Below are 21,192 nucleotides of genomic sequence, written 5' to 3'. Positions count from 1 at the left end.
CCGGCACGTCAGGGCCGACCGGCACGACCGGGCCCCGTGCCTCAGAGGTCGCGCTGTGCCTCGTACAGGTTCCGCGGGTGTACGACGTCCGTCGTCCCGTACAGCTCCAGGCGGGTGCGCAGGTCGCCGGTGAAGTCGGGTACGTCGATCTGGTCGAACTCCGTGCAGGTGCTGATCCCGACCGTGGCGCTGTACGGCGCGAGCCCGTCGATCTTGACGAGGCCGGCGCGGCTGTTGGTGACGCGGACGTTCCAGTGGGTGAAGCGGGCGCCGAAGAGGGGTCCGGCGGAGGCGTCGCCGCCGTGCCGGCCGTTGTTGTTCACGGTGATGTCGGTGCGGACGTTGGCGAAGGGCATCCCGCGGTGGGAGTCGAAGGTGCCCATCCGCATGTCGCCGCGCGACCAGACGTTGTGGGAGGAGAGCCCCTCCACGTTGATGCCGTGGAGCTGGGTGTCCGCCGGGGCCGGGACCGTGCGCTGCTCGATGGTGAAGTCCTCGACGAGGTTGTCGTGCGAGCCCTCGCGGCAGAAGTACGGGTGGTGCGAGCCGCGGCCGGCCACGCGGGTGCGGCGCAGGGTGCAGGCGGAGGCGGCCACGAGTCCGAAGCCGTTGTCCACGTGGCGTACGACGACGTCGTCGGCCCAGCAGTCGTACGCGCACTGGAACACGACCCCGTTGTAGCCCTTGTCCAGGAGGTGCGGGGACTGCGGGGTCTCGACGGCCTCCAGGGTGAGACCTTCGACGCCCGAGCCCGTCAGCGGCTCCACGTGGGTGGTCAGGCGCGGGTCCCACTCGGGGCGGATGTCGAGCGGGAGGGGGCGTTCCAGGGTGACCTTCCGGCCCCGGACGCGGGTGATGCGCACGGGCCACTCGTAGGGGACGTAGCTGGTCAGCTTCGTCTTGTCGTCCCAGTAGTACGCCTCGGGGCCGGGGCCGCCGCCCGCCATGTGCTCCAGCAGGGTGTGTCCCGCGTCGTCGGCGAGGCGGAGCAGGACGAGCCGGCCCGCCCTCAGCCGGCTCGGATCGGTGACCGTCACCGTCCATGAACCCCGGGGGGCGGGTGCCACCGTCGTCAGCGTCTCCCACTCGTCGCGACGGTTGCCCGTCCAGCCCTCGAAGGGCCAGGCCTTCGCCCGGACGGCGGCGACCAGGGAGTCCAGGCGGGCCGTGGGGGCGAGCCAGATGAGGCCGCCCGCCCAGGACCAGGAGGACTTGTCGCCGCCGTAGCGGGAGCCGTAGACGCCGATCAGTTCGGTGAGGTTCCTGGTCGCGTACAGCTTCGTACGGTCGCTGCCGGCGCCTCGCAGGACGACGTTCGAGTGGCCGACGCGGATCAGGTCGTCGATGCGGAAGGTGCCGGGCGGGATGAGAACCGTGCCACCGCCGGCCCTGCCGGCAGCAGCGATGGCACGGTTGATCGCGGGGGCGCAGTCCGTCACGCCGTCGTCCGCCACGGCACCGAAACGGCGTACGTCGGCCACGACGGGACGGCGGGGCAGGCGCGCCGTCCCGCCCCGGAAGCCGGCTCGGCCCACGTACGGGATCTGCGGGTGGGTGAAGGGGGATCGGGTGAACTCCCGCCAGAGTCCGGGCACCCGGCCGTGCGCCTCCGACCGGGCGGCTCCCGTGGCCGCCGAAGCGGCTCCCGTGCCCGTCGCCGCGGCTTCCGCGGGCGGCCCTGCGGCGGCCGCGTCCGGTCGTCCGGCCGCCGCCGCAGGTCCGCCGGTCACGGCGGCGGCCGCCACGGCCACGGCGCTGCCGATCAGGCCCCGCCGGCCGATGCCCACCTGCTCCTCATGCTCCTCGCCCATGACCGCCCGCCCTCCATCGCATCCATAGATGTGAATGACGTTCAGATCTGCGTCGGCGGTGAGCATGCCATTACGAACGCCCTCCCGGAAGGGGGCGTGCAAGGATTAGTTGGACTGGACCATGAGTCAGCTGGTCGGACGCTGGGTCAGATGGGTGAACGCGTCCAGGTTGCGGGTCGACTCCCCACGGGACACCCGCCAGGTGTACTCCTTGCGGATCGCGGAGGCGAAACCGAGCTCGAGGAGGGTGTTGAAAGAGCCGTCGGCGGCCTCCAGGACCGAACCGAGCAGCCGGTCGATCTCGTCCGGCGTGACCGCGGCGAGCGGCAGCTTGCCGACCAGGTACACGTCCCCCAGGGGGTCGACCGCGTAACTCACGCCGTAGAGCTTGAGGTTGCGCTCCAGGAGCCAGCGGTGGACGCCTTCCTCGTTCTCGTCGGGATGGCGGACCACGAAGGCGTTCAGCGACAGGGAGTGTCTGCCGACGATCAGTGAGACCGTCGTCGAGAGCTTGCGGGTGCCGGGCAGTTTCACGACGTACGAACCCGTCGCGGGACTCTCCCACTCCAGCTCGGCCTCGGTGAGGGTCCGCTCGACGATCGACGCTGCGTCAGCCATGGGGCGAGCGTACGTCAGCCGTCCGACAAGGGCCGGGTCAGCCGTCCGGCACCGCGCGGGTCAACCCTGGTGGGCGGGTCAGTCAGCCCTGGTGGCCGCGGACCTTGCGGCGGTGGGTCTGCGTCGCCTCCGCGTACACGTCCGCCGTGGCCGCCGCCGCGGTGTCCCAGCCGAAGCGCTGCGCGTGCCGGGCCGCGGCCTCGCCCATCCGGGCCGGGAGCGTCCGGTCGTCGGCGAAATCGCGCAGCACGCGCGCGTAGGCGCCGGGATCGTGCCCGGGGACGAGGAAGCCGGTCTCCCGGTCGCACACGGCGACGGGCAGCCCGCCGACCGCGGCCGCCAGCACCGGCGTGCCGGCCGCCTGCGCCTCGATGGCCACCAGCCCGAACGACTCGCTGTACGAGGGCATGACCAGCACCGACGCGGCCCGGAACCAGTCCGCGAGCTGCTCCTGGTCGACGGGCGGCCTGAAGCACACGACATCGGCGATACCGAGCCGGGCGGCGAGCTTCTGCAGGCCCTCGGGCTTGGCGAGACCGCTGCCGCTGGGGCCGCCCACCACGGGGACGACGATGTTGCTGCGCAGCTCGGGACGTTCGTCGAGCAGGACGGCGACCGCGCGCAGCAGTACGTCGGGGGCCTTCAGGGGCTGTATCCGGCCCGCGAACAGCGGGATCAGGGCGTCCTGCGGGAGTCCGAGACGGGCGCGGGCCGCGGCGCGGCCGTCGGCCGGACGGAAGCGGTCGAGGTTCACGCCCGGGTGGACGACGGCGACCTTGCCGGACTCGGCCTCGTAGTGGCGGACGAGTTCGCCGGCCTCTTCCGCGGTGTTGGCGATGAGACGGTCGGCGGCGCGCACGATCTGGGTCTCGCCGATGACACGGGCGGCCGGCTCGGGGCTGTCGCCCTCGGCGAGCGCGGCGTTCTTGACCTTGGCCATGGTGTGCATGGCGTGCACCAGGGGCGCGCCCCAGCGCTCGGCGGCGAGCCACCCGACGTGGCCGGAGAGCCAGTAGTGGGAGTGCACCAGGTCGTAGTAGCCGGGGCGGTGCCCGGCCCAGGCCTGCATGACGCCGTGCGTGAAGGCGCACAGCTGGGCGGGCAGGTCCTCCTTGGCGAGGCCTTCGTAGGGGCCCGCGTCGACGTGCCGGACGAGGACTCCGGGGGCCAGCTCCACGGTGGGCGGGAGGGCGGCGGTCGTGGACCGCGTGAAGATCTCGACCTCGATGTTGATCGCGGCGAGGCGCTGGGCGAGCTCCACGATGTAGACGTTCATGCCGCCCGCGTCGCCCGTGCCGGGCTGGTGCAGCGGGGAGGTGTGCACGGAGAGCATCGCGACGCGACGGGGCCTTCGGTTCAGCCTGAGCCGTGACGACGCCGCCGGGGAGCGCCGCCCGAGCCTGCTGACGTACTGGCTCACGTGGCGTTCCTCCTCGCTGCGGGCATGCCTGCCGGAGGGCGCGGCGCTCCCTCCAATCCTGGGGAACGCCGGAGCAGGCCGCTCCATTTCCCCTTTGCCGAATCATTGCCAAGTGTCGCTCAACCGTTCGATAGTGAGTTGCGTACGCGGCCTTTTGTCCACAGGACCCGGAGGCGGAGCGGAGGTTGTCCACAGGCGGGCACGGCGTCGCGTACGGCCGCCTACTCTCATACGCATGACAGCCCGCGCCGCGTCCCGCCCCGTGGGAACGGTGACGCGCGGGACGACGAACCCCAACCGCCTGCGCCGGATGGACCGCTGGATCGCGGCCGCCCACGGCGCCGAGTTGCGCCGGAGCGCCGATCCGGTGGCGGTCGACCTCGGGTACGGGGCGGCTCCCTGGACCGCGGTCGAGCTGCTGACGCGTCTGCGTACGGTCGCCCCGCACACCCGCGTGGTGGGCGTGGAGATCGAGCCGGCCAGGGTCGCGGCGGCGCGGCCGTACGAGCGGGACGGGCTCACCTTCCGGCACGGCGGCTTCGAGGTCCCGGTCGACGGCAGACCGGCACTCATCCGAGCGGCGAACGTGCTGCGCCAGTACGACGAGGAGCAGGTCGCGGCCGTCTGGCAGCGCCTGTGCGCGCGTCTGGCGCCGGCGGGGCCCGGCTCCCCGGGCGGTCTGCTCGTCGAGGGCACCTGTGACGAGATCGGCCGCCGGCACGTCTGGGTCGCGCTCGGCCCCGAGGGCCCTCGTACGGTCACCTTCGCCACCCGGCTGGGCTCCCTGGACCACCCGTCCGACCTCGCCGAGCGCCTGCCGAAGGCCTTGATCCACCGCAATGTCCCGGGCGAACCCGTCCACGCGTTCCTACGCGACTTCGACCGCGCCTGGGCGGCCGCCGCCCCCTACGCCTCGTACGGCGCGCGGCAGCGCTGGATCCGCACGGTCCGCGACCTGGCGGCCGACTGGCCCGTGACCGACGCGATATCGCGCTGGCGCCAGGGCGAAGTCACGGTGAGCTGGGAGGCCTTGGCGCCGGTGAGGTGACGGACGGCGGCGTGCCGGCCAAAGGTGCGGCCGGGGTCCGGTGCGCGGGCGCGCCTCGGTGAACGGTCGCGGACCTCGTACGCCCACGCCCCTCACGGAACGAACTCCATGAGTGGTTCGTCACACAGGCCGGGAGATCGTCTTGCGGAAGCGCGGCGGAGGGAAGGGAGTTCTCGCCCGCCTCTGTCGCCTTGCGCGCCGACATGGCACGATCCCCCAGGCGTCCATAAGTTACTGACGGTAAATCAGTTTGGGGGCGGAGCAATGGGATCCGGCAAGCGGAGCCTGACCACGGCGGCCATGGTCCTGGCGTGCGCCTGCGCGGTGCTGTCGGCACCAGGCGTGGCGTACGCGAGTCCGACACCGGGATCCACGCCGACACCCAGCCCGTCGGGCAGTACGGCCGGCGCGGGCGGCACGGGCGGAGCGGCCGCCCAGGATCCACAGGCGGTCCGCAAGAAGAAGGATCTCCAGGCGATCCGCAAGAAGCTGGACGATCTGTACCACGACGCGGCGGTCGCCACGGACGCGTACAACGCCGCCGAGGAGAAGGCCCGCCGGCAGTCCGCCCAGATCGTCGACCTGGCCCAGGAGATCGTCAAGGGCCAGGAGAAGCTCGACCGGCTGAAGGACCTGGCGGGCGCCGCGGCCCGGGCGCAGTACCGGGGCGGCGGCCTGCCCCCCGAGGCACAACTCTGGCTGAGCAGGAACCCCCAGGAGTACCTGGACGGCGCGGGCAGGGTCCGCCAGGGCGAGCACGCCACCAAGGGTCTGCTCGACGAGATGGCCCGCACGCAGCAGGACTTGGAGCAGTACGCGAAGGACGCCTCCGCCCAGTGGCAGAAGCTGGAGGCCAACCGCGAGGCCAAGGCCGAGGCCCAGAAGGAGATCACGAAGCGGATCGCCGCCGCCGAGAAGCTGGAGTCCCAGCTGGAGAAGGAGGAGAAGGAGCGGCTGGCGAAGCTGGAGGAGGAGGCCGCCTACAAGGCGCAGACGGCCTGGCTCAGCTCCGGCGTCCTCGCGGAGATCGGCGCCAAGGCGTCCGCGCGGGGCAAGCGGGCCGTGGAGTACGCCACCGACCAGATCGGCAAGCCGTACGTGTGGGGCGCCGAGGGCCCGAAGTCGTACGACTGCTCGGGGCTGACCTCCCAGGCCTGGCTCTCCGCCGGCGTCGGCATTCCCCGCACCTCGCAGGAACAGTGGAAGCAGCTCCCCCACGTCGACGTCAAGGACATGCGCCCCGGGGACCTGATCATCTACTTCGACGACGCCAGCCATGTCGCGATGTACATCGGGGACGGCGCGATCGTTCACGCGCCCCGGCCGGGGCGGACGGTGACCGTCGCGGGCGCGGGATCGATGCCGATACTGGGGGTCGTACGGCCGGACGCGTGAGGCCTGGACCCCGGGTGCCGGCCCGAAGCGTCGGGCCCGGGACGTCGGACGGCCCGGGGCATCCGGCCGGAGGTCTCGGGCTGGGACCGCCCGGTCACCGGTCCCCGTGCCGCCGCCCGGTCACCGGTCCCCGCACGTCGCGCCACCGCCGTGACCCACCGCACGTGACCTGCCCCACGGGGCCGGACACCTCCCCCGTCCGGGGACGTGACGTTCGTCATCTTCGGCCACCCGGCATCCTGTCCAAGTGCGGTACAGGATGCGGCATATGCCGCTGGCCGATTGCCGGGCGCCCCGTCGTACACCATTCCCCCCCGGCGCCCGCTACCGCTATGGTCCCCGTCGGTGGGTCGAGGACCTTCGCCCCACCACGCCCTCGGGGGGAGGGAAGGAACAGACGATGCCCGTACCCATACCGCGGCAGAGAGCGATCCCGGCCGTGGAAAGTGGTCAGGCTGACGCCGCGTTCTCACCCGGCGGCCCATCCGGAGAGTCAGCCGGCGGCCCCGCCGGACACGCGAGCGGCGGCCCGGCCGAAGCCACGACGGCGCCCCGCGCCACGACCCCGGCCGGCAGCACCACCAACCTGACCCTGCTCGTCATCGAGGACGACCCGGCCGGTTCGCTGAGCGTGCCCGAAATGCTCGACGCGGCCGGCAAGCCGATCCGTATCCGTACCGCCCGCAACCTCACCGAGGCCGAGCGGCTGCTCACGGACGACGTCCACTGCATCCTGCTCGACCTCGCGCTGCCGGCGCAGGGCCGGGCCGCCGAGTCCGACGACGAGCTGGCCACGCTCAAGCACGTGCTGCGGCTCGCGCCCCGGCACGCCGTCCTCGCGCTCACCGCGTCGGGCGACGCCGAGCGCGGCGCCGAAGCGGTACGCGTCGGCGCCCAGGACTACCTGTTCCGCGACGAGCTGGACGGCCGGCTGCTGAGCCGCGCGATCCGGTACGCGGTGGAGCGGAAACGTTCCGACAAGGCCGAACGACGACTCACCGAGTCCAGGCTGCGCGCCCAGGAGAACGCCCGCCTGGAACGCGGCCTGCTGCCGACCCCGCTCCTGGAGGGCTCCTCGCTGCGGTTCGCCGCGCGCTACCGCCCCGGTCGTTCCCGGGCTCTGCTCGGCGGCGACTTCTACGACACGGTCCGTACGGCCGACGGCACCGTGCACGCCATGATCGGCGACGTCTGCGGGCACGGACCCGACGAGGCGGCGCTCGGCGTGGAGCTGCGCATCGCCTGGCGGGCGCTGACGTTCGCGGGGATGTGCGGCGACGAGCTGCTCTCGACGCTCCAGCAGGTCCTGGAGCACGAACGTGAGAACGACGAGATCTTCGCGACGCTGTGCACGGTCGACATCGCGCCGGACGGCCGCCGCGCCGGGCTCTGCCTGGCCGGTCACCCGTCCCCGCTGATAGCCCGCCCCGGCCGCCCGGCCGAGCTGCTGCCGTACGAGAACGGCGGCCCGGCGCTCGGTCTGCTGCCCGGCGCCCGCTGGCCCCGCCAGCAGGTGGAGCTGGGCGGCGAGTGGAGTCTGATGCTCTACACGGACGGTCTGATCGAGGGCCGGGTCGGCGAGGGCAACCAGCGGCTCGGCCAGGACGGCATGGTGGACATGGTCCGCCGCCAGCTCGCCGAGGGCCTGCGGGGCGAGGATCTGCTGCGGGCGGCCGTGAGCGAGGTGCGCGAACTCAACGGCGGAGAGCTGACGGACGACGTCGCGGTCCTGTTGCTGGACCGCACGCCGTAGCGCCGTGGCTCGGCGGGCCGACCGGAGCGCCGTGCCCGTGTGCGTGCGAGGTGGTCAACGACCGCCGTTGTAGGGACCGTAGGGGCCGTCGCTGCTGCTTCCGCCGCGGCGGCCTCCGCCTCCGGAGACCTGACGGAGCGCGGGGCGTACGTCCACGAAGAAGACGATCGTGGCGACCAGCCCGGCGATCTGCAGGAAGATCATCGGAACCAGCAGGTTCACGGCCACCGTGATGCCCAGGATGATCAGCCAGAACATCTTGCTCTGCTTGTCCGCCGCGCGGTACGCGTCCTCGCGGGCGATCGCGGCCATGCCCAGCGCCACCACGGCGAGCACCAGCATGGCCAGGAAGATCAGCGACATGAAGCCGCCGAATGCCGTCAACAGCACTGCGCCCACCACCCGGATCGAATCATCTCTACGGTCACCGTACCCGGAGAACGGGCCGGGAACTCTGAGAGTGCCCGGCCCGTCCCCACGTCACTACGCCGTTCGCCCGCCACATCCGTCGGCGGGCTCGCGGCATCCACTCACTTCGCGGGCGGCGTCGTCTTCTTGGCGGCGGGCTTGCGCAGCGGAGCCTTCTTCGGCGCGGTCTTCCGGGCCGCGGCCGGCTCGGTGGCGGCCGCGGCCGGCTTCGGCTCTTCCTTGATCTGCACGGGCTGCGCGTCCGGCTCGACGACCACGGCCAGTTCCTCGATGCCGTCGGCCGCCTCGCCGCGCCAGGTCCGCACGGTCTGCTCGCCGTGCTCGGCGACCTTCTCGTACGTCTCGCGGGCCTTCACGGCGTACTCGGCGGCCACGCCGACACCGCGCAGGGCGAGGTCCTGGGCGGACTCGCCGAGCTTCTTGAGGTCGGTGTCGAGGGTGCTGATGAAGTCCGTCACCCGGGTCTGGATCGTCTCCTGCGCCTCCTTGGCACGGGAGGCGGCCTTCTCCTGGACGGTGTTCGCGTCCATGTTCTTCACGGTCTCGATGCGCGCCGGAGCCTCGGCGCGGATCTGCTCCACGATGCCGGGGACCTTCCTGGCCTGCTGGACGGCCAGGTCGGCGGTGCCGGCCAGGAAGTACAGCGGGGTCGGGTCCGTGGCGGCCTTACGGATGTCGTCGGTGATGGCCATGGCGATGATCCTCCCGGAGTCGCTTTCAGCTGAGGGTTTTGGGTGGTCCGCCGCGAAAACCGCCGGTCCGCACCGGTAGCGGCGGCACTGCCGCCGCCGGTACGGGTCAACCGGCGTTCTGCTGCGGATCGGCATCGCTGCCGTCGGCCGTGCGGGGGCTACGGACAGCGGTGTCCGGCGATTGCTGGGTGTCCGATATGTTCTGCGCCGGGTCCTGCACCATCTCCTGGACCACGCCTTCGGCCATGTCCCGCGTTCTGCCCTGGACCATGTCCGGCGTGATCTCGAATCCGTTCTCCTTGCGGAAGGACTCGTAGATCTGGAGCAGTACCTGCTTCTGCCGGTCGTTCAGTGTGGGATCGGCGAGGATGACGGCACGTGTCTCCACCTCGTCCCGGTCCCGCTCGGCGTCGAGGATGCCGGCCCGCACGTACAGCGTCTCGGCGGAGATCCGCAGCGCCTTGGCGACCTGCTGCAGCACCTCCGCGCTCGGCTTGCGCAGCCCGCGCTCGATCTGGCTCAGATACGGATTGGACACCCCGGCGGCGTCGGCGAGCTGCCGCAGTGACAGCTGCGCGTTGCGCCGCTGGTCACGCAGATACTCACCGAGATTGCCGACGTTGAGCGATGCCATGGCTCCACCTTGCCGCACCTCCGCTAACAATTGCAAGCACCCGCTTGCAAAAGTGCGCTGCGCCACGCCGAAAGCCCCCGGTCGGACGCGCCGGGCTGCCCGAGAGAGGTTCCCGGTGGCTCCGGTGGCTCCGGTGGCTCCGGTGGCTCCGGCGTACCGCCTCGCGGGGGTACGCCGGAGCCGGCACCCGCCACGGAGCGGAGCGGGGCGGGTGCCGGCGCGGACGGGGCGGCTGGGCCGACACGGCCTCGCCCGTCCCGACGACACGGCGTTCCCCACGACTCCGCGTTCCCGACCACTGCGCGTTCCCCACGACTCCGCGTTCCCGACCACTGCGCGTTCCCCACGAATCGGCTCTCCGACGCTCACCGATCCCGGCGAGTTCCGACGAGTACCGGGGAACACCGAGTAATGCCGGGAAACGCCGGGGAACATCTCGTCCTGCGGGGAACGTCTCCGTAAACCGGCGCACGTCTCGGCAATAGGGAATCTCTGGATACGGATTGCCCCGGAGCAAGCCCGGCACTACCGTTGCGGCCATGACTGCCGGGTCGGCCTCGTGCCGTGAGCGAGTGGGTTGCCCGGCCTCCGAGTGAGGCCGGAGCGGTGCAGGGCACCGCCCACCCCTTTCTTCCTCGCGCGCTCCGGAACGCGGAGTATCGCGCGCCTTCCTCTCCCCCTGATTTCGTAACGCGGGCTTCGCGTGCCCTCGCACGCACATGGCGCCGCGGCGATTCCCCCTGCCCGAAAACGGCCTGAAGACAGCAGAAAGCAGAGCATGCCCAACGCCTTCAACCAGCAGATCATCGATGAATTCCGCGCCCGTCACGGGAAAGTCGGCGGCCCTTTCGAAGGAGCCCGGCTCCTCCTGCTGACCACCACCGGGGCGCGCACCGGAACCCCGCACACCACCCCCCTCGGCTACTACCCCGACGGCGGCGGCCGGGTCCTCGTCATCGCCTCCGCGGGAGGCGCGCCCGGGCACCCGGACTGGTTCCGCAACCTCGTCGCCGACCCGTGCGTACGCGTCGAGAGCGGGGTCTTCACCTACGACGCGCGGGCCGTCGTCCTGGAGGGCGCCGAGCGGGACCGGCTCTTCGCCCGGGCGGTGGAGGCCGATCCGGGATGGGCCGACTACCAGGCGAAGACGGACCGCGTGATCCCCGTCGTCGCGCTCCAGGAGATCGCCCAGGACGGCCCGCCGCGTTTGAACGCCGGCTCCGTGAGCGAGGCACTGAAGGTCGTCCACGATGCCTTCCGGCGCGAACTGGCCCTGATCAGAACGGAGTTCGAGACCTCGGGCTCCCGGCTGGGTGCACAGCTCCGCGTCAACTGCCTCACCCTCTGCCAGGGCCTGCACCAGCACCACACCGGCGAGGACATCGGCCTCTTCCGTGTACTGGCCGACCGCCACCCCGAACACGCACCGCTGCTGGACCGGTTGCGCGACGAGTACGGGCGGATCGCCGAACTGGCCGGGGAACTGCGCCGTGTCGTCGGCGAGCAGCACGCCGACCCGGCCCTCGTGCTCCCCGAGGTGATACGCCTCACGGACGCACTCGAAGCCCATCTCACCTATGAAGAGGCCCAGTTGATTCCGCTCCTGGACGCGGCGACCACCGGCTGATCCGCGAGCGACGGAAGCGGCGGGGCGAGTCGGAGGGAGGCGAAGGGGCTACCGGGGTGGAGGCCCGGGAGGGGTTCGAGGAGCAGGCCGAGTCGGACGCGTGAGTACGTGCCAGCTCGGCGGTGACGACAGTCGCCACAGGTCGTCGAGGTGTTTGTTCCACGTAGCTATGACGGACTTGGAATCGTCGCCTCCCGCGCGGGACCAGACGTTGAGATCGGTGCGGTAGCCCTTGGGGTCGTAGAACTCGGGCTCCGAGCTGCCCTGAACGGTCCGGGCAACCACGTCGTAGAGACCGTGCAGCACCTGTTCCCGGTTGAAGATGCAGATCTTGTCCTTCGGTATGCCGGGATACAGGCGGTACTCGCATTCCGCCGTCACCCGTCCTCCTGTGGTGAGGCGCTCCGCGATCCCTGACAACGTCTGGTCGTACTCCTGGCACTTGAGTTCCAGGCGCTTCCGGTAGTCCGGGTCGTCCACCGGCGTCACACCGTCTTCCCCGACCCTGGAAGGAACGATCATCGGCTGTCCGAAGTCCGGGATCAGCACTCTGACGGACACGTGCCGGGTCGGTCCGGGATCGTCCAGGAGCCCTTCCAGACGGTGATAGAGCTCGTTGTAGAGCGTCTCTCCCGTGTAGCCGAGGAAACGAATCTCCACCGTGCGGGCCCGGAACGCCTCGCTCACGAAGCTGCCCAGCTCCGGCGAGCCGACCTGGGCCCGCACGGGCAGCCTGAGCGACGCGGCCAAGTCCTTCACCGTGTCGTACAGCACATACCCGACGAGGCTGAGCAGCGCGCCGCCGAGGAACGCCTTGTCCTGCAGAGCGTCTCCGACAGGTTTCACGAACTGGGCGGTCACTCCGGTGAAAAAGATCGTCAAGAGCAGGATGCGCGTGAACATCGGCTCGTACCGACCCTGGAATCGCTTCAGGCGTTCGCCCATGCCGCCGTCGGTCGTTCTGCCCGACCCACCGGACATCCGCTGTCCCCTCCCCCGTGCCGAAGCCCGCCGGAAGGTCAGAAATCCGCGGAGACCCCAGCTGTCCGTTGGACTCCATGGTGTCCGTGCGGCAGCGCCCGGGCAAGGTAGGGGTTCGCCATAGGTTTGCCCGGCAGGCCCAGCGCCGCGATGGCCCCGGCCAGAGTCATCGCGTAACTGTCCACCGCCCGGCGGACGTTCGGCGCGTCCAGGCTGTCGCCCATCACCAAGCGGTCGAGATCCACGTACGCCGAGCGGACCACTTCCATCCACCGATAGACCCGCCAGTCCTCGTACCAGCCCTTCGTGCACTCCTCCGGCAGCACACGGGCCCAGCGGGCGAACAGACGCTCACGGATCTCAGGCCGGGTGGGCGTCAGATGCATGTGGCGGACCAGGTCGTACAGGGGGTCGCCTATGAGAGCCATCTCCCAGTCGATGAGGACCAACCCTCTATCGGCGCGCACCAGATTCCATGGGTTGAGGTCGCCGTGCAGGAGTACGGGTCGACGCGGTACCAGGGTCTGGGTGTGGCGGTCGAAGATCTCGCCGAGGCGGTAGCCGTTGGGGAGCCCGAGTTCTCGCATCAGGTCCCGGGTCGACTTGGGCAATTCGTTCACCATGCGAACCAGCTCGTCACGGAGTCCGGGGTAGAAGTTCAATCCCCTCATGTCCTGATCCAACTCGTCACAGTCCACGAAGGTCAGGGCCAGCAGTTGGTCCACGAGATCGTCCGCCTCGTACGGGCGCAGACCGTCCACGGGGTGATCCGGTGGCCGGAGCCCGTCCGCCGGCCCTTCGTACGAGTGGATGGTGAACTGTTCCGTCAGGCCGCTGGTCCCCAGAGCCAACACGCGCGGCGCACGCACCGAAACGCTCGACCGCTCGATGGCTCCGAGGACGACATGCTCGTGGAGGAACCTGCGCTCCCGCGCGTTCGCCGTGCCGACCTTCCGGCGGACCATGACGGGAAAGGGCACGCCGGACACCCGTACCGCCGTGTTGAGATGAGCCGTTCCTTTGAACACCCGGTCCGCGGACGCGGCCCCCTCCTCGAACAGGGCCTCACTCACAGCCGTCTTGGGAAAACACGGGTGCGGAAGGATTCTCTCGTCGGCCCTCCAAACGATCGGCTGACGGGACCAGTGACGTTCGTACCGGCCTCCGTGTGACTCGTTCCACCTGAAGAGGATCCGCTCGATCGCAGTCTCGTCCGGCACTCTCGCGAGCCTCAGTGGTTCCTCGGCCGCCAGCAGTGCCCGGTGCACCGCACCGGTCGCGGCGTCCAGTTCCTGCCGCCTGGTGGAGTCACCCAGCGACATCGCGGCGCGGATCACGTCCGGGTAGACGGACTGGGCACGCTCGAAGGCGACGTAGTGCCTGAGGTCGCGGTCGAGCCCGTGCACCGCCGCGGGACGCCGTCGGCCCATCGCCTCACGCCATGCCTCGATCACCTCGGGCCACTGGTAGTCGGGATAACGCATCCGCACGAGGTGCGTGGCAAGGTCGTGCAACGGGTCGCCGTAGCTCGCAAGCTCCCAGTCGACGCAGATCAGGGGCGGGTCACCGTCGTAGGAGACGATCACGTTGTCCCGGTGCAGGTCGGTGTGGAGCAGACTGAAGGGGCGGCTGATCAGCGCCGGCACTCTCTCGGCGAATCGCACTAGCGCGTCCTCGGGAATGCCCAGCATCGCGAAAAGGCCGCCGAATTCGCCCCAATTGCGCTGTCTGATCTGCTCCTCCGCCGCGAACGCCAACGTCCGCAGAAAGGCTCTGCTGTCACGGCTGGAGCGGGGCCAGGACGGTGGCAGCGGAGGCAGATGCTGTCTGCGCACCTGCGTCATGTCCGCCAGGAGATCCGCGAGTGCCAGAACCAAGCCGGAGTCCAGCGGATTGTCGTTCGGGCAGATGCGCGACAGCGGCATGCCCTCCACATAGCTGAGAATCGTCAGATCACGGTGCTTGACCAGGCATCGCGGAACGTGCGGCAGCACGTCCCAGATCGTGTTGAGGATCTCCGCCTCGTCCTGCCAGGTCCTGATGACCACGGGCAGCGCCGAGGGGATACGTTCCCGCACCGTCACCGGCGCGCCGTCGTCGCACGCCACCAGCCGGGAGTCACGTTCCGTGAGCGGCCTCACCATGTAGTTCAGGTTGTGGTGACCCCGGCCGAACGATCCGAATGCCTTGGCATAGCGGACGAAGTCGCGGTACGCCGTGTCCGCCGCCTCTTCCAGGGCCGGAGGGCCGGGCGGGCCGGGCATCAGCGGAACGCCCACGGGTCACTCCTGAATGGCTGTGCGTGATCGCTGATGTTCATGCATCGCGACGAGGGTGAGGACACACAGTAATGCCCGCCCGCGGGCGGGGATGGGAAATCGCTCCGCACTTGAGGAAGAGTTCTAATTCCAGGAGGCACCTCGCTCCTGGAGGCCCGGTGGACCCGGTGTCGTCTCAGGCCGGTCGCGCGAGAAGATTCCAGCAGGAATCGAACCAGGCACACATGCTCTCCACGAACACCGAACCGGAGGAGTCCGGATCACCCTCGTCGTTGACATGGCGGGTGAGTGTCGACCCCAGGCCGAGCACGTCGATGGCGTCGACCTCGGTCTCGTCGTCCATGAGGATCGAACGTTCCACCACCTCGTACGGGCCGAACAAGGCCTCGGCACCCGGGCGCAGATACAGCTTGAACGCGGGTGTGAGCGGCACGTGCCGAACCTCCACCTGTACGGAGGGCACCAGTCCCTCCGTCTTCAGGTCCCGCAGCGCCGAGCGCAACGAGATCGCGTGCCGCCGGGTGATGGCGTGCAGGCGGTCCTGGAGCCGTCCGTTCAACTGGTCCAGTTGCCCGGCCTCCGCCTCGGACGCCCCCTCGGGCTCCGCCTCTCCCTCACTCGCAGGGTGTTTCGCGCGGGGGTACGGAAGTTCCAGTGACGTAGCGGGCAACAGCATGCGCAACTCGATGCGCTCAGGTGTCACCCCGCCGAGGCGGATGCGCTCGGCCTGCAGCCGGATGTGGGCGTCCAGGGATTCGGACGTGAGGGTGAACACGTCCAATCGGACGACCGGCTGGGCGAAGGCACGGGCGATGAACGTACCCAGCGCCGCGCGCACCCGGGGCGCCTCCTGCTGAGGCTTGCCGAGGTGTATGGGGCTCTTCACTACGCGTGAGCCGCTGCCCTGCCGGGACTCGATCCAGCCTTCGCTCTGCAGTGCCCTCAGGGCCCGCTGCACGGTGTCCCGTGAGACTCCCAGCTCGTCGGCCAGGGCTCGCTGGGCCGGCAGCGAGCTGCCCAGCGGGTAGACGCCGTTGCCCAGCCGGGCGCGCAGCTCCTCCAGGACACGCCAGAACTCCCTGCCGCCCCCCTCGGTGGTCTGCTCGTCGTCCACACGGCGACCGTACCTCTTTCGGCTGACAAGCAAACCAGTTCCAGTCAAGCAGCGGTCGCCGCGGGGACCCGGTTAAGGGATCAGCTCGGCCGGGAAAACCAATCCCAAGTCAACCAGTCCAATTGGACGGGTAGTTGATCGACTCGCGGAAGTGGACGGGGTGGGGCACATGGTCTTCTTTCAACTGGTCGTCGCCGCGCTGGAGTTCGGCGCGGCGCAGCTGGTCCGGTCGAGGCTCGGAGTGGCCGGTCTGCTCCTGCTGACCTGTCTGGTGGTGGGCATACGCGCGGACAGTGCCCGGCTGGTCTGGTGGTCGGCGGGGCTCTTCTTCCTGCTGACCCTGCAGATGCAGGCCTGAGGCCTCCGGTCGGACGCGGTTCGGCACCCTCGCCTGGGCCCGCGCGTGCGCCCGCGACCGCAGTCGTCGGTCCAGGGCACCGTCAGCCCTGCCCCCGAAGCACTCTCAGCACCGGCTCCAGTGAGGTCACCACGGTCTCGGCGCCCGCGGCGCGCAGCAGTTTCTCCTTGTACGCGTTGCGCGCGTAGCCGAGGAAGGGGACGCCGGCCCGTTGGGCGGCCTCGTGGTCGGAGGGGGCGTCGCCGATCATCAGGGCGGCGGAGGGGGCGGCGCCCATGGCGTTCAGCGCGCGGTTGAGGCAGTGCGGGTGCGGCTTGAGCTGGTTCAGGTCCTGCGTGCGGCCGTAGAGGTTGCGGGCGAAGCAGTCGGTCAGGCCACGGCTTTCGAGGTAGCCCGACACCGTACGGGCCGAGTTGTTGGTCGCGATGGCCAGCCGCGCCCCCACCGCGCTCCAGGTCCGGATCAGCGGATCCGCGTACGGGGTCGGCCAGGCGGAGGGCACCGCCTTCAGCTCCTGCTGGGTGAGGCGCTCCTCCAGCTCGCTCACCAGGTCGCTGTGCGGATGACGCCGGTGCACGGCGTACAGGACGACCATCGGGTCCGGGTGGACCTGCTCCTCCTCCGTCAGCAGTCCCCGCATGCCCTGGTGTTCGAGCCACTCCACCAGGTCCTTCGCGACGTTCTCCGCCAGATGCCCCGCGAACAGCCGGCAGATCGGCCCGTCGAAGTCGAAGAGCACGAAGCGAGCACGTTCGATCATTTCTCGCAGGTTCTCGGTCTCCGCTGTCACCAGTTCGGTCTGCCTCGTATCAGAAGTCACTAAGAGAGTGTCAGGTCCGTGGTGATGGTTTCCCAGAGGGCGTCGAACCACTTCTGGGATTGCTCCACGAACGCGGCGTCCCGCTGCCCGGACCGCTTCTCGAAGGAGAAGAGGAGGGAGTCCGACCCCAGGGCGTCGTACATGTCCAGCATCACGTCGGCCATCTCCTCCTCCCGCCGGGTGACCATGTAGTACGCGAGCAGGGCCTCGGCCTCGTTGAGAAGGTACAGCTTCACGGGCGGGGTGAAGGGGAGGGCCCGGAACGTCACCCGCACGTCGACACCGTGCGAGGAGCGCAGGGCGCGGAGGTTGTGCTGGAGGACGTGGACCTGGGCGTTGCGCTGGGCCAGCCAGCGCCCGTGGACCGGGTCGTCGTCGGCCCGGCCGTCGACGGAGACCGGGAACGCCAGGTTGATGTCCCGGGACGGAAGCAGGATGCGGACGTCGATCGACTCGGGACACAGGCGGCCTTCGTGGATCAGGCGGACGGGTTCGCCGAGCGCCAGCATGAGCGTCTCCGCGGTCAGGCAGGCCGCGTCGATGCGGACGTGCGGCGCCGAGAACGCCTGCGCCAGTCGGGGCGCCAGGCCGACCATCGTCGTCTGGGGCTCGCCCTGTGCCGGGGCCTGCTCCGCGATCCGGGGCGGACTCCCCTTGCTGACGTTGCTGAGCAGGCCGTCGTCCTGAAGGGCGCGCAGAGCCTGCCGGACGGTCCCCCGCTCGACACCGAACTCCTCCGCCAGCTCGGCCTGCGTGGGCAGGCGGTCTCCCGCCTTGAGGTCCCCGGCCCGGATCCGATCCCTCAGGACGTCGGCGATCTCCTGCGGCGAAAGCCTTCTGCTGCCGTTCACTGCAACGTTCTCCTGGGTCACGACCAAACGTTACAACTCCTGCCCATCTACGGGGAGTTGTTTCAAAGTTGTTTATGACTGGCGGCCAAGTGGGGACAACCTAATCAGAGTTGGCAGCCAACTTGGTCGAGTTGGCGGAAGTTTTGCCTCCCCCACCGAGCCAGGCATCTCCAGCTCCCCTGACTCACCCCCGCACACCCCAGAGGAACCACCACGCCACAGTAGAAGCAGGAGAACCGCCCATGCCCGCCATCGCCCTTCTCTCCGCCCTCTTCGTCGTCGGCTTCGACCAGTTCGTCCAGTGGCAGTACGGCACGACCGGCGTCGTCGGTCTGCTGCTGCTCACCATCGGCGTCAAGGCGAAGAGCCCCACCTGCAGCTCCATCGGGGCGGTCGTCCTCGCCCTGCTGGTGGCCGGCCCCGCCCTGTGAGCCCCGGCCGGGAGACGGTCAGCCCGAGAGCAGCAGTTTCGAGCTGATGGTCTCCCACAGCGCGTCGAACCACAGATGGGACTGCTCCACGAAGGTGGTGTCCCGCTGCCCGGCTCCGTGCGCGAACGGGAACAGCATCGACTGGGTGCCCTGGACGTCGTACATCTCCAGGTACTCGTGGTCGACCTCCTCCTCGCGCCTGGCCAGCGTGTAGTACGCGAAGAGCGCCTCGGTCCCGTTCAGCAGGTACAGCTTCACGGGCGGGGTGAAGGGCAGCGCGCGGAAGGACACGTTGACGTCGATGCCGTGCGTGGCGCGCAGGGCGAGCAGGTTGTGGCGCAGCACCTGACCCTGGGCGTTGCGGTTGATGAGCCAGTTGCGCTGGAGCCGCCCCGCGGCGGAAGCGTCCACCGGGGCCGGGAAGGCCAGGTCGATGTCACTGCTGGGGAGCAGGACGCGCACGTCCACCCTGGCTGGTTCTATGCGGCCCGCGTGAATTTGCCGGAGGGGTTCGCCCATGGCAAGGGTGAGCGAAATCGAGGTCAGGCACAGCGCGTCGATCTGCACGTGCCGGGCCCCGAAGGCGGCCGTGATCCGGCCGCCCAGTGCCACCGTGGTGGGCTGCGGTGAGGCTTCGGGGCCGGTCGGAGCCCGTTCCAGGGTGTCGGCGACGGTGGCCGGGCTCCCCTTGGACACGTTGACGAGCAGGTGCTCCGACTGCAGGATGCGCAGCGCCTGACGGACGGCCCCGCGCTCGACACCGAACTCGTCGGCCAGCTTGGCCTGCGTGGGCATGCGCTGGCCCGGCCGCAGCCTGCCGGACCTGATCCGGCTGCGCAGCTCGTCGGCCACCTCACGGTGTGAGCTCTGTGGCCGTGGTGACCTGTTCCGCCCATTGGCGGCGACGTGTTCCGGCTCCACGACCAAACACTACAACTTCACGCCATCTTTGGGCAGTTGATGGATAGGTGGTTATGAGTCGACCCAACGAGGAGATAACTATCAATGAGTTGGTTGCCAACTTCAGCAACATGGTCAAACTTCCCGAGGGGTTGGCCGCCAGAGTCGCCCAGGCGCACGTTCTGTCGACCAGGTGGACGGTCCCAGCGGGGTCCGCCTCGCCGTCCCGAAGGAGGGACCCTAATGCCGCTCATCGCCCTCGCCGTCGCCGCCCTCGCCATCGGATTCGAACAGATCATCCAGTGGAGGTACGGGCCGATGGGCCTCATCGCCTTCGCCGTGCTGACCGTCGGCCTCAAGGCCAAGAACACCACCATGAGCGGCATCGGGGCCGTGATCCTCGTCCTGCTGCTCTCCCAGTCCGGCTGATCGGGCACCACCGTCCGGCAGTCCGGCTGACCGGGCTCTCCTCCGGAGGGGAGCCGGGAGCTCGGTCAGTCCGCACGACGCACCACCGCAGGTCGCACAACAACCACAACCGCAGTGCTACGGATACACGATCACGTACGGGAACGATCACGCACGCAGTACACGGACCGCGGAACCCGGGAACCCGAACACGGGAACCGGAACACGAAAACCGGGGCAGGGGCACGAATGCCCTGTTCAGGGTTGCGCGGCCGGCCACAGAGAGGAGCAGCAGGAGGAACAGGAACAAGAGGCAGGACCAGCAGCAGGTTCAGAAGCAGGACCGGCAGTGACTCAGGACTCAGAAGATGTCCGGGCACCAAGGTCGCCTGGACGTGCGGAGCAGGGCGTCGGCCACAAAGGCGGCGCCCTCTCGTTCTTCCCGCACCCGGCCGAGCGCGGCGAGCCGCACCGCCGACGCCTCGCCGAGCCACAGGGCCGACAGCTCGCGCACGTCCAGCGTGAGGTCGGCGCTCTGCCCGGCAGGGACGCACACCGCGCCGTCCGGACCCGCGTCCAGCCGGTAGCGGCCGGCGGAGAGCCCGTCCCGGTCGGTGACGTCCAGGACGAGGGTCCCCGAGCCCGCGTACGTACGCGCCTCCATCGCCCGTACGACATCCAGGATCCGGACCCACAGCCAGTCCGCCTGGCTGGTGATCCGGGCGGCGCGCGGATCCGGCAGGAGGTCCGGCAGCAGGTCGTCGGGGGCCCGCCAGTCGGTACTGACCCGGGTGATCCAGTCGATCGAGCAGAGGTAGTGCCACAGGGCCCGCTCGGCGGCGGGGGTCACGCCGATCAGCCACTTCACGGTCGCGGTGTTCAGCGGCTGCTTCGCGTCGCCCCAGTTGTCGTCCGACTCGTAGGCGACCATGCCCTCGACCGTGCCGTCCGCCGAGCGGTACACCGCGTAGAACGGCTCCGTCCACGTGCCGGGGTCCGCCGTCAGCGCGCCGGTGTCCTTCTGCCACCAGCGCTCCGTACGGCTGACCACGCCCGGCTGGGTACGGCTGAGCCGGGCGTGCAGTTCCGGTCCGGTCTTCCGCACCTCCTCGCCGTCCACCAGGTCGATACGGCCGCCGTCGGCGGGGCCCGACCAGCGGCGGTCGAGCCCGGTCCTCGGGACGTCGACGGTCCACCGGGTGGCGGTGGTGGCCGGTCCGAAGCCGTACCGCCCGTAGATCGGGTACTCCGCGGCGATCAGCGTGGCGACCACGTCGCCCCGCTCCTTCGCGGCCGGGAGGGCGGTGTCCATCATCCGGGTGAGGAGGCCGCGGCGGCGGTGGGTGGCGGTGACGGAGACGTTCGTGATCGCCTCGGCGGGGACGAGGGCGCCGCCCACGGTGGTGAGCCGCTGCGGGAACGAACGGAAGGTCGCGACGCAGCGGTCGGTGTCGAAGGCGCCGAGTGTGCGTGGCAGGTGCATGTAGGAGCCGCGGTCGGCCGTCTCCTGCTCCGAGACGGCCGGGGAGCGTAGGAATCCCGTGTTCAGGGCGCGGGTCCAGTCCGGGATCTCGGTCTCGGTGATGGGTCGTACGGCTATTCCATCGCGGCGGCTCATGGGGG

20 protein-coding genes are annotated in these 21,192 nt (G+C 70.0%); 7 read left to right on the top strand and 13 right to left on the bottom strand.

Features of this window, described 5'->3' with window-relative positions:
- Window positions 1-41: 41 nt before the first annotated feature.
- The 3 genes from GFH48_RS21870 to mshA form a co-directional block, all read right to left on the bottom strand.
- Complete coding sequence (locus GFH48_RS21870; protein WP_153289871.1) at window positions 42-1,811, bottom strand: glycosyl hydrolase family 28-related protein; 1,770 nt, start codon at window positions 1,809-1,811, stop codon at window positions 42-44.
- A 126-nt stretch (window positions 1,812-1,937) separates the two neighbouring features.
- The gene (locus GFH48_RS21865; protein WP_153289870.1) at window positions 1,938-2,429 is read right to left on the bottom strand and encodes a type III secretion system chaperone family protein; all 492 of its coding nucleotides are present in this window, start codon (window positions 2,427-2,429) and stop codon (window positions 1,938-1,940) included.
- Window positions 2,430-2,511: 82 nt separating this feature from the next.
- On the bottom strand, window positions 2,512-3,849 hold the full coding sequence (gene mshA, locus GFH48_RS21860) for a D-inositol-3-phosphate glycosyltransferase (RefSeq protein WP_153289869.1): 1,338 nt from the start codon (window positions 3,847-3,849) through the stop codon (window positions 2,512-2,514).
- 235 nt (window positions 3,850-4,084) lie between these two features.
- On the opposite strand from mshA, the gene GFH48_RS21855 reads away from it, so the two are divergent.
- The 3 genes from GFH48_RS21855 (at window position 4,085) to GFH48_RS21845 (ending at window position 8,045) form a co-directional block, all read left to right on the top strand.
- Window positions 4,085-4,897, top strand: a complete 813-nt coding sequence (locus tag GFH48_RS21855; RefSeq protein WP_153289868.1) for a class I SAM-dependent methyltransferase — start codon at window positions 4,085-4,087, stop codon at window positions 4,895-4,897.
- Between the two features lie 264 nt (window positions 4,898-5,161).
- On the top strand, window positions 5,162-6,292 hold the full coding sequence (locus tag GFH48_RS21850; RefSeq protein WP_153289867.1) for a C40 family peptidase: 1,131 nt from the start codon (window positions 5,162-5,164) through the stop codon (window positions 6,290-6,292).
- A gap of 400 nt (window positions 6,293-6,692) precedes the next feature.
- Complete coding sequence (locus GFH48_RS21845; protein ID WP_194280638.1) at window positions 6,693-8,045, top strand: PP2C family protein-serine/threonine phosphatase; 1,353 nt, start codon at window positions 6,693-6,695, stop codon at window positions 8,043-8,045.
- 54 nt (window positions 8,046-8,099) lie between these two features.
- Here GFH48_RS21845 and GFH48_RS21840 read toward each other — a convergent pair whose 3' ends face one another.
- The 3 genes from GFH48_RS21840 to GFH48_RS21830 all read right to left on the bottom strand — a co-directional run bounded on the left by GFH48_RS21840 (window position 8,100) and on the right by GFH48_RS21830 (window position 9,800).
- A complete protein-coding gene (locus tag GFH48_RS21840) occupies window positions 8,100-8,435 on the bottom strand; it encodes a DUF2516 family protein (protein ID WP_153289865.1) in 336 nt (111 codons plus the stop codon).
- A gap of 140 nt (window positions 8,436-8,575) precedes the next feature.
- Window positions 8,576-9,166, bottom strand: coding sequence for a hypothetical protein (locus GFH48_RS21835; protein WP_153289864.1), 591 nt, complete (start codon window positions 9,164-9,166; stop codon window positions 8,576-8,578).
- A 106-nt stretch (window positions 9,167-9,272) separates the two neighbouring features.
- Window positions 9,273-9,800, bottom strand: a complete 528-nt coding sequence (locus GFH48_RS21830) for a helix-turn-helix domain-containing protein (protein ID WP_153289863.1) — start codon at window positions 9,798-9,800, stop codon at window positions 9,273-9,275.
- A 778-nt stretch (window positions 9,801-10,578) separates the two neighbouring features.
- Between GFH48_RS21830 and GFH48_RS21825 the strand changes: the two genes are divergently transcribed.
- The gene (locus GFH48_RS21825) at window positions 10,579-11,427 is read left to right on the top strand and encodes a nitroreductase/quinone reductase family protein (protein ID WP_153289862.1); all 849 of its coding nucleotides are present in this window, start codon (window positions 10,579-10,581) and stop codon (window positions 11,425-11,427) included.
- Window positions 11,428-11,475: 48 nt separating this feature from the next.
- Here GFH48_RS21825 and GFH48_RS21820 read toward each other — a convergent pair whose 3' ends face one another.
- The 3 genes from GFH48_RS21820 to GFH48_RS21810 all read right to left on the bottom strand — a co-directional run bounded on the left by GFH48_RS21820 (window position 11,476) and on the right by GFH48_RS21810 (window position 15,801).
- Window positions 11,476-12,372: a hypothetical protein gene (locus tag GFH48_RS21820; protein WP_228120812.1), complete on the bottom strand. Its 897-nt coding sequence runs from the start codon at window positions 12,370-12,372 to the stop codon at window positions 11,476-11,478.
- A 74-nt stretch (window positions 12,373-12,446) separates the two neighbouring features.
- On the bottom strand, window positions 12,447-14,687 hold the full coding sequence (locus GFH48_RS21815; RefSeq protein ID WP_407698650.1) for a phosphotransferase: 2,241 nt from the start codon (window positions 14,685-14,687) through the stop codon (window positions 12,447-12,449).
- A 175-nt stretch (window positions 14,688-14,862) separates the two neighbouring features.
- The gene (locus GFH48_RS21810) at window positions 14,863-15,801 is read right to left on the bottom strand and encodes a GntR family transcriptional regulator (RefSeq protein ID WP_194280637.1); all 939 of its coding nucleotides are present in this window, start codon (window positions 15,799-15,801) and stop codon (window positions 14,863-14,865) included.
- Window positions 15,802-15,970: 169 nt separating this feature from the next.
- Between GFH48_RS21810 and GFH48_RS21805 the strand changes: the two genes are divergently transcribed.
- Window positions 15,971-16,159, top strand: a complete 189-nt coding sequence (locus tag GFH48_RS21805) for a hypothetical protein (RefSeq protein WP_153289859.1) — start codon at window positions 15,971-15,973, stop codon at window positions 16,157-16,159.
- Window positions 16,160-16,241: 82 nt separating this feature from the next.
- Here GFH48_RS21805 and GFH48_RS21800 read toward each other — a convergent pair whose 3' ends face one another.
- Together GFH48_RS21800 and GFH48_RS21795 are read right to left on the bottom strand one after the other, a co-directional pair.
- Window positions 16,242-16,919: an HAD family hydrolase gene (locus GFH48_RS21800; protein WP_228120809.1), complete on the bottom strand. Its 678-nt coding sequence runs from the start codon at window positions 16,917-16,919 to the stop codon at window positions 16,242-16,244.
- Between the two features lie 59 nt (window positions 16,920-16,978).
- Entirely contained in the window at window positions 16,979-17,857 is an 879-nt protein-coding gene (locus GFH48_RS21795) for a GntR family transcriptional regulator (protein ID WP_153289857.1), read from the bottom strand.
- 215 nt (window positions 17,858-18,072) lie between these two features.
- Between GFH48_RS21795 and GFH48_RS21790 the strand changes: the two genes are divergently transcribed.
- Complete coding sequence (locus GFH48_RS21790) at window positions 18,073-18,261, top strand: hypothetical protein (protein WP_148009080.1); 189 nt, start codon at window positions 18,073-18,075, stop codon at window positions 18,259-18,261.
- Between the two features lie 18 nt (window positions 18,262-18,279).
- Here GFH48_RS21790 and GFH48_RS21785 read toward each other — a convergent pair whose 3' ends face one another.
- Window positions 18,280-19,188, bottom strand: coding sequence for a winged helix-turn-helix domain-containing protein (locus GFH48_RS21785; RefSeq protein ID WP_153289856.1), 909 nt, complete (start codon window positions 19,186-19,188; stop codon window positions 18,280-18,282).
- 216 nt (window positions 19,189-19,404) lie between these two features.
- Between GFH48_RS21785 and GFH48_RS21780 the strand changes: the two genes are divergently transcribed.
- Entirely contained in the window at window positions 19,405-19,590 is a 186-nt protein-coding gene (locus tag GFH48_RS21780) for a hypothetical protein (RefSeq protein ID WP_153289855.1), read from the top strand.
- A gap of 340 nt (window positions 19,591-19,930) precedes the next feature.
- On the opposite strand, the gene GFH48_RS21775 is transcribed toward GFH48_RS21780, so the two are convergent.
- Window positions 19,931-21,187, bottom strand: coding sequence for a GNAT family N-acetyltransferase (locus GFH48_RS21775; protein WP_153289854.1), 1,257 nt, complete (start codon window positions 21,185-21,187; stop codon window positions 19,931-19,933).
- Window positions 21,188-21,192 lie beyond the last annotated feature (5 nt).

It is taken from the genome of Streptomyces fagopyri (assembly GCF_009498275.1).
In the GTDB taxonomy this organism is placed as follows: Bacteria; Actinomycetota; Actinomycetes; order Streptomycetales; family Streptomycetaceae; genus Streptomyces; species Streptomyces fagopyri.
The sequence above is the reverse complement of the archived record's forward strand: the minus strand, read 5'-3'. Positions and strand labels throughout refer to the sequence as shown.

Excerpts from the sequence above, each read along its gene's own strand:
- GFH48_RS21870 (WP_153289871.1), bottom strand. The coding sequence starts at position 1,811 with ATGGGCGAGGAGCATGAGGAGCAGGTGGGCATCGGCCGGCGGGGCCTG.
- GFH48_RS21865 (WP_153289870.1), bottom strand. The coding sequence starts at position 2,429 with ATGGCTGACGCAGCGTCGATCGTCGAGCGGACCCTCACCGAGGCCGAG.
- GFH48_RS21855 (WP_153289868.1), top strand. The coding sequence starts at position 4,085 with ATGACAGCCCGCGCCGCGTCCCGCCCCGTGGGAACGGTGACGCGCGGG.
- GFH48_RS21850 (WP_153289867.1), top strand. The coding sequence starts at position 5,162 with ATGGGATCCGGCAAGCGGAGCCTGACCACGGCGGCCATGGTCCTGGCG.
- GFH48_RS21845 (WP_194280638.1), top strand. The coding sequence starts at position 6,693 with ATGCCCGTACCCATACCGCGGCAGAGAGCGATCCCGGCCGTGGAAAGT.
- GFH48_RS21835 (WP_153289864.1), bottom strand. The coding sequence starts at position 9,166 with ATGGCCATCACCGACGACATCCGTAAGGCCGCCACGGACCCGACCCCG.
- GFH48_RS21830 (WP_153289863.1), bottom strand. The coding sequence starts at position 9,800 with ATGGCATCGCTCAACGTCGGCAATCTCGGTGAGTATCTGCGTGACCAG.
- GFH48_RS21825 (WP_153289862.1), top strand. The coding sequence starts at position 10,579 with ATGCCCAACGCCTTCAACCAGCAGATCATCGATGAATTCCGCGCCCGT.
- GFH48_RS21820 (WP_228120812.1), bottom strand. The coding sequence starts at position 12,372 with ATGGGCGAACGCCTGAAGCGATTCCAGGGTCGGTACGAGCCGATGTTC.
- GFH48_RS21805 (WP_153289859.1), top strand. The coding sequence starts at position 15,971 with ATGGTCTTCTTTCAACTGGTCGTCGCCGCGCTGGAGTTCGGCGCGGCG.
- GFH48_RS21800 (WP_228120809.1), bottom strand. The coding sequence starts at position 16,919 with ATGATCGAACGTGCTCGCTTCGTGCTCTTCGACTTCGACGGGCCGATC.
- GFH48_RS21790 (WP_148009080.1), top strand. The coding sequence starts at position 18,073 with ATGCCCGCCATCGCCCTTCTCTCCGCCCTCTTCGTCGTCGGCTTCGAC.
- GFH48_RS21780 (WP_153289855.1), top strand. The coding sequence starts at position 19,405 with ATGCCGCTCATCGCCCTCGCCGTCGCCGCCCTCGCCATCGGATTCGAA.
- GFH48_RS21775 (WP_153289854.1), bottom strand. The coding sequence starts at position 21,187 with ATGAGCCGCCGCGATGGAATAGCCGTACGACCCATCACCGAGACCGAG.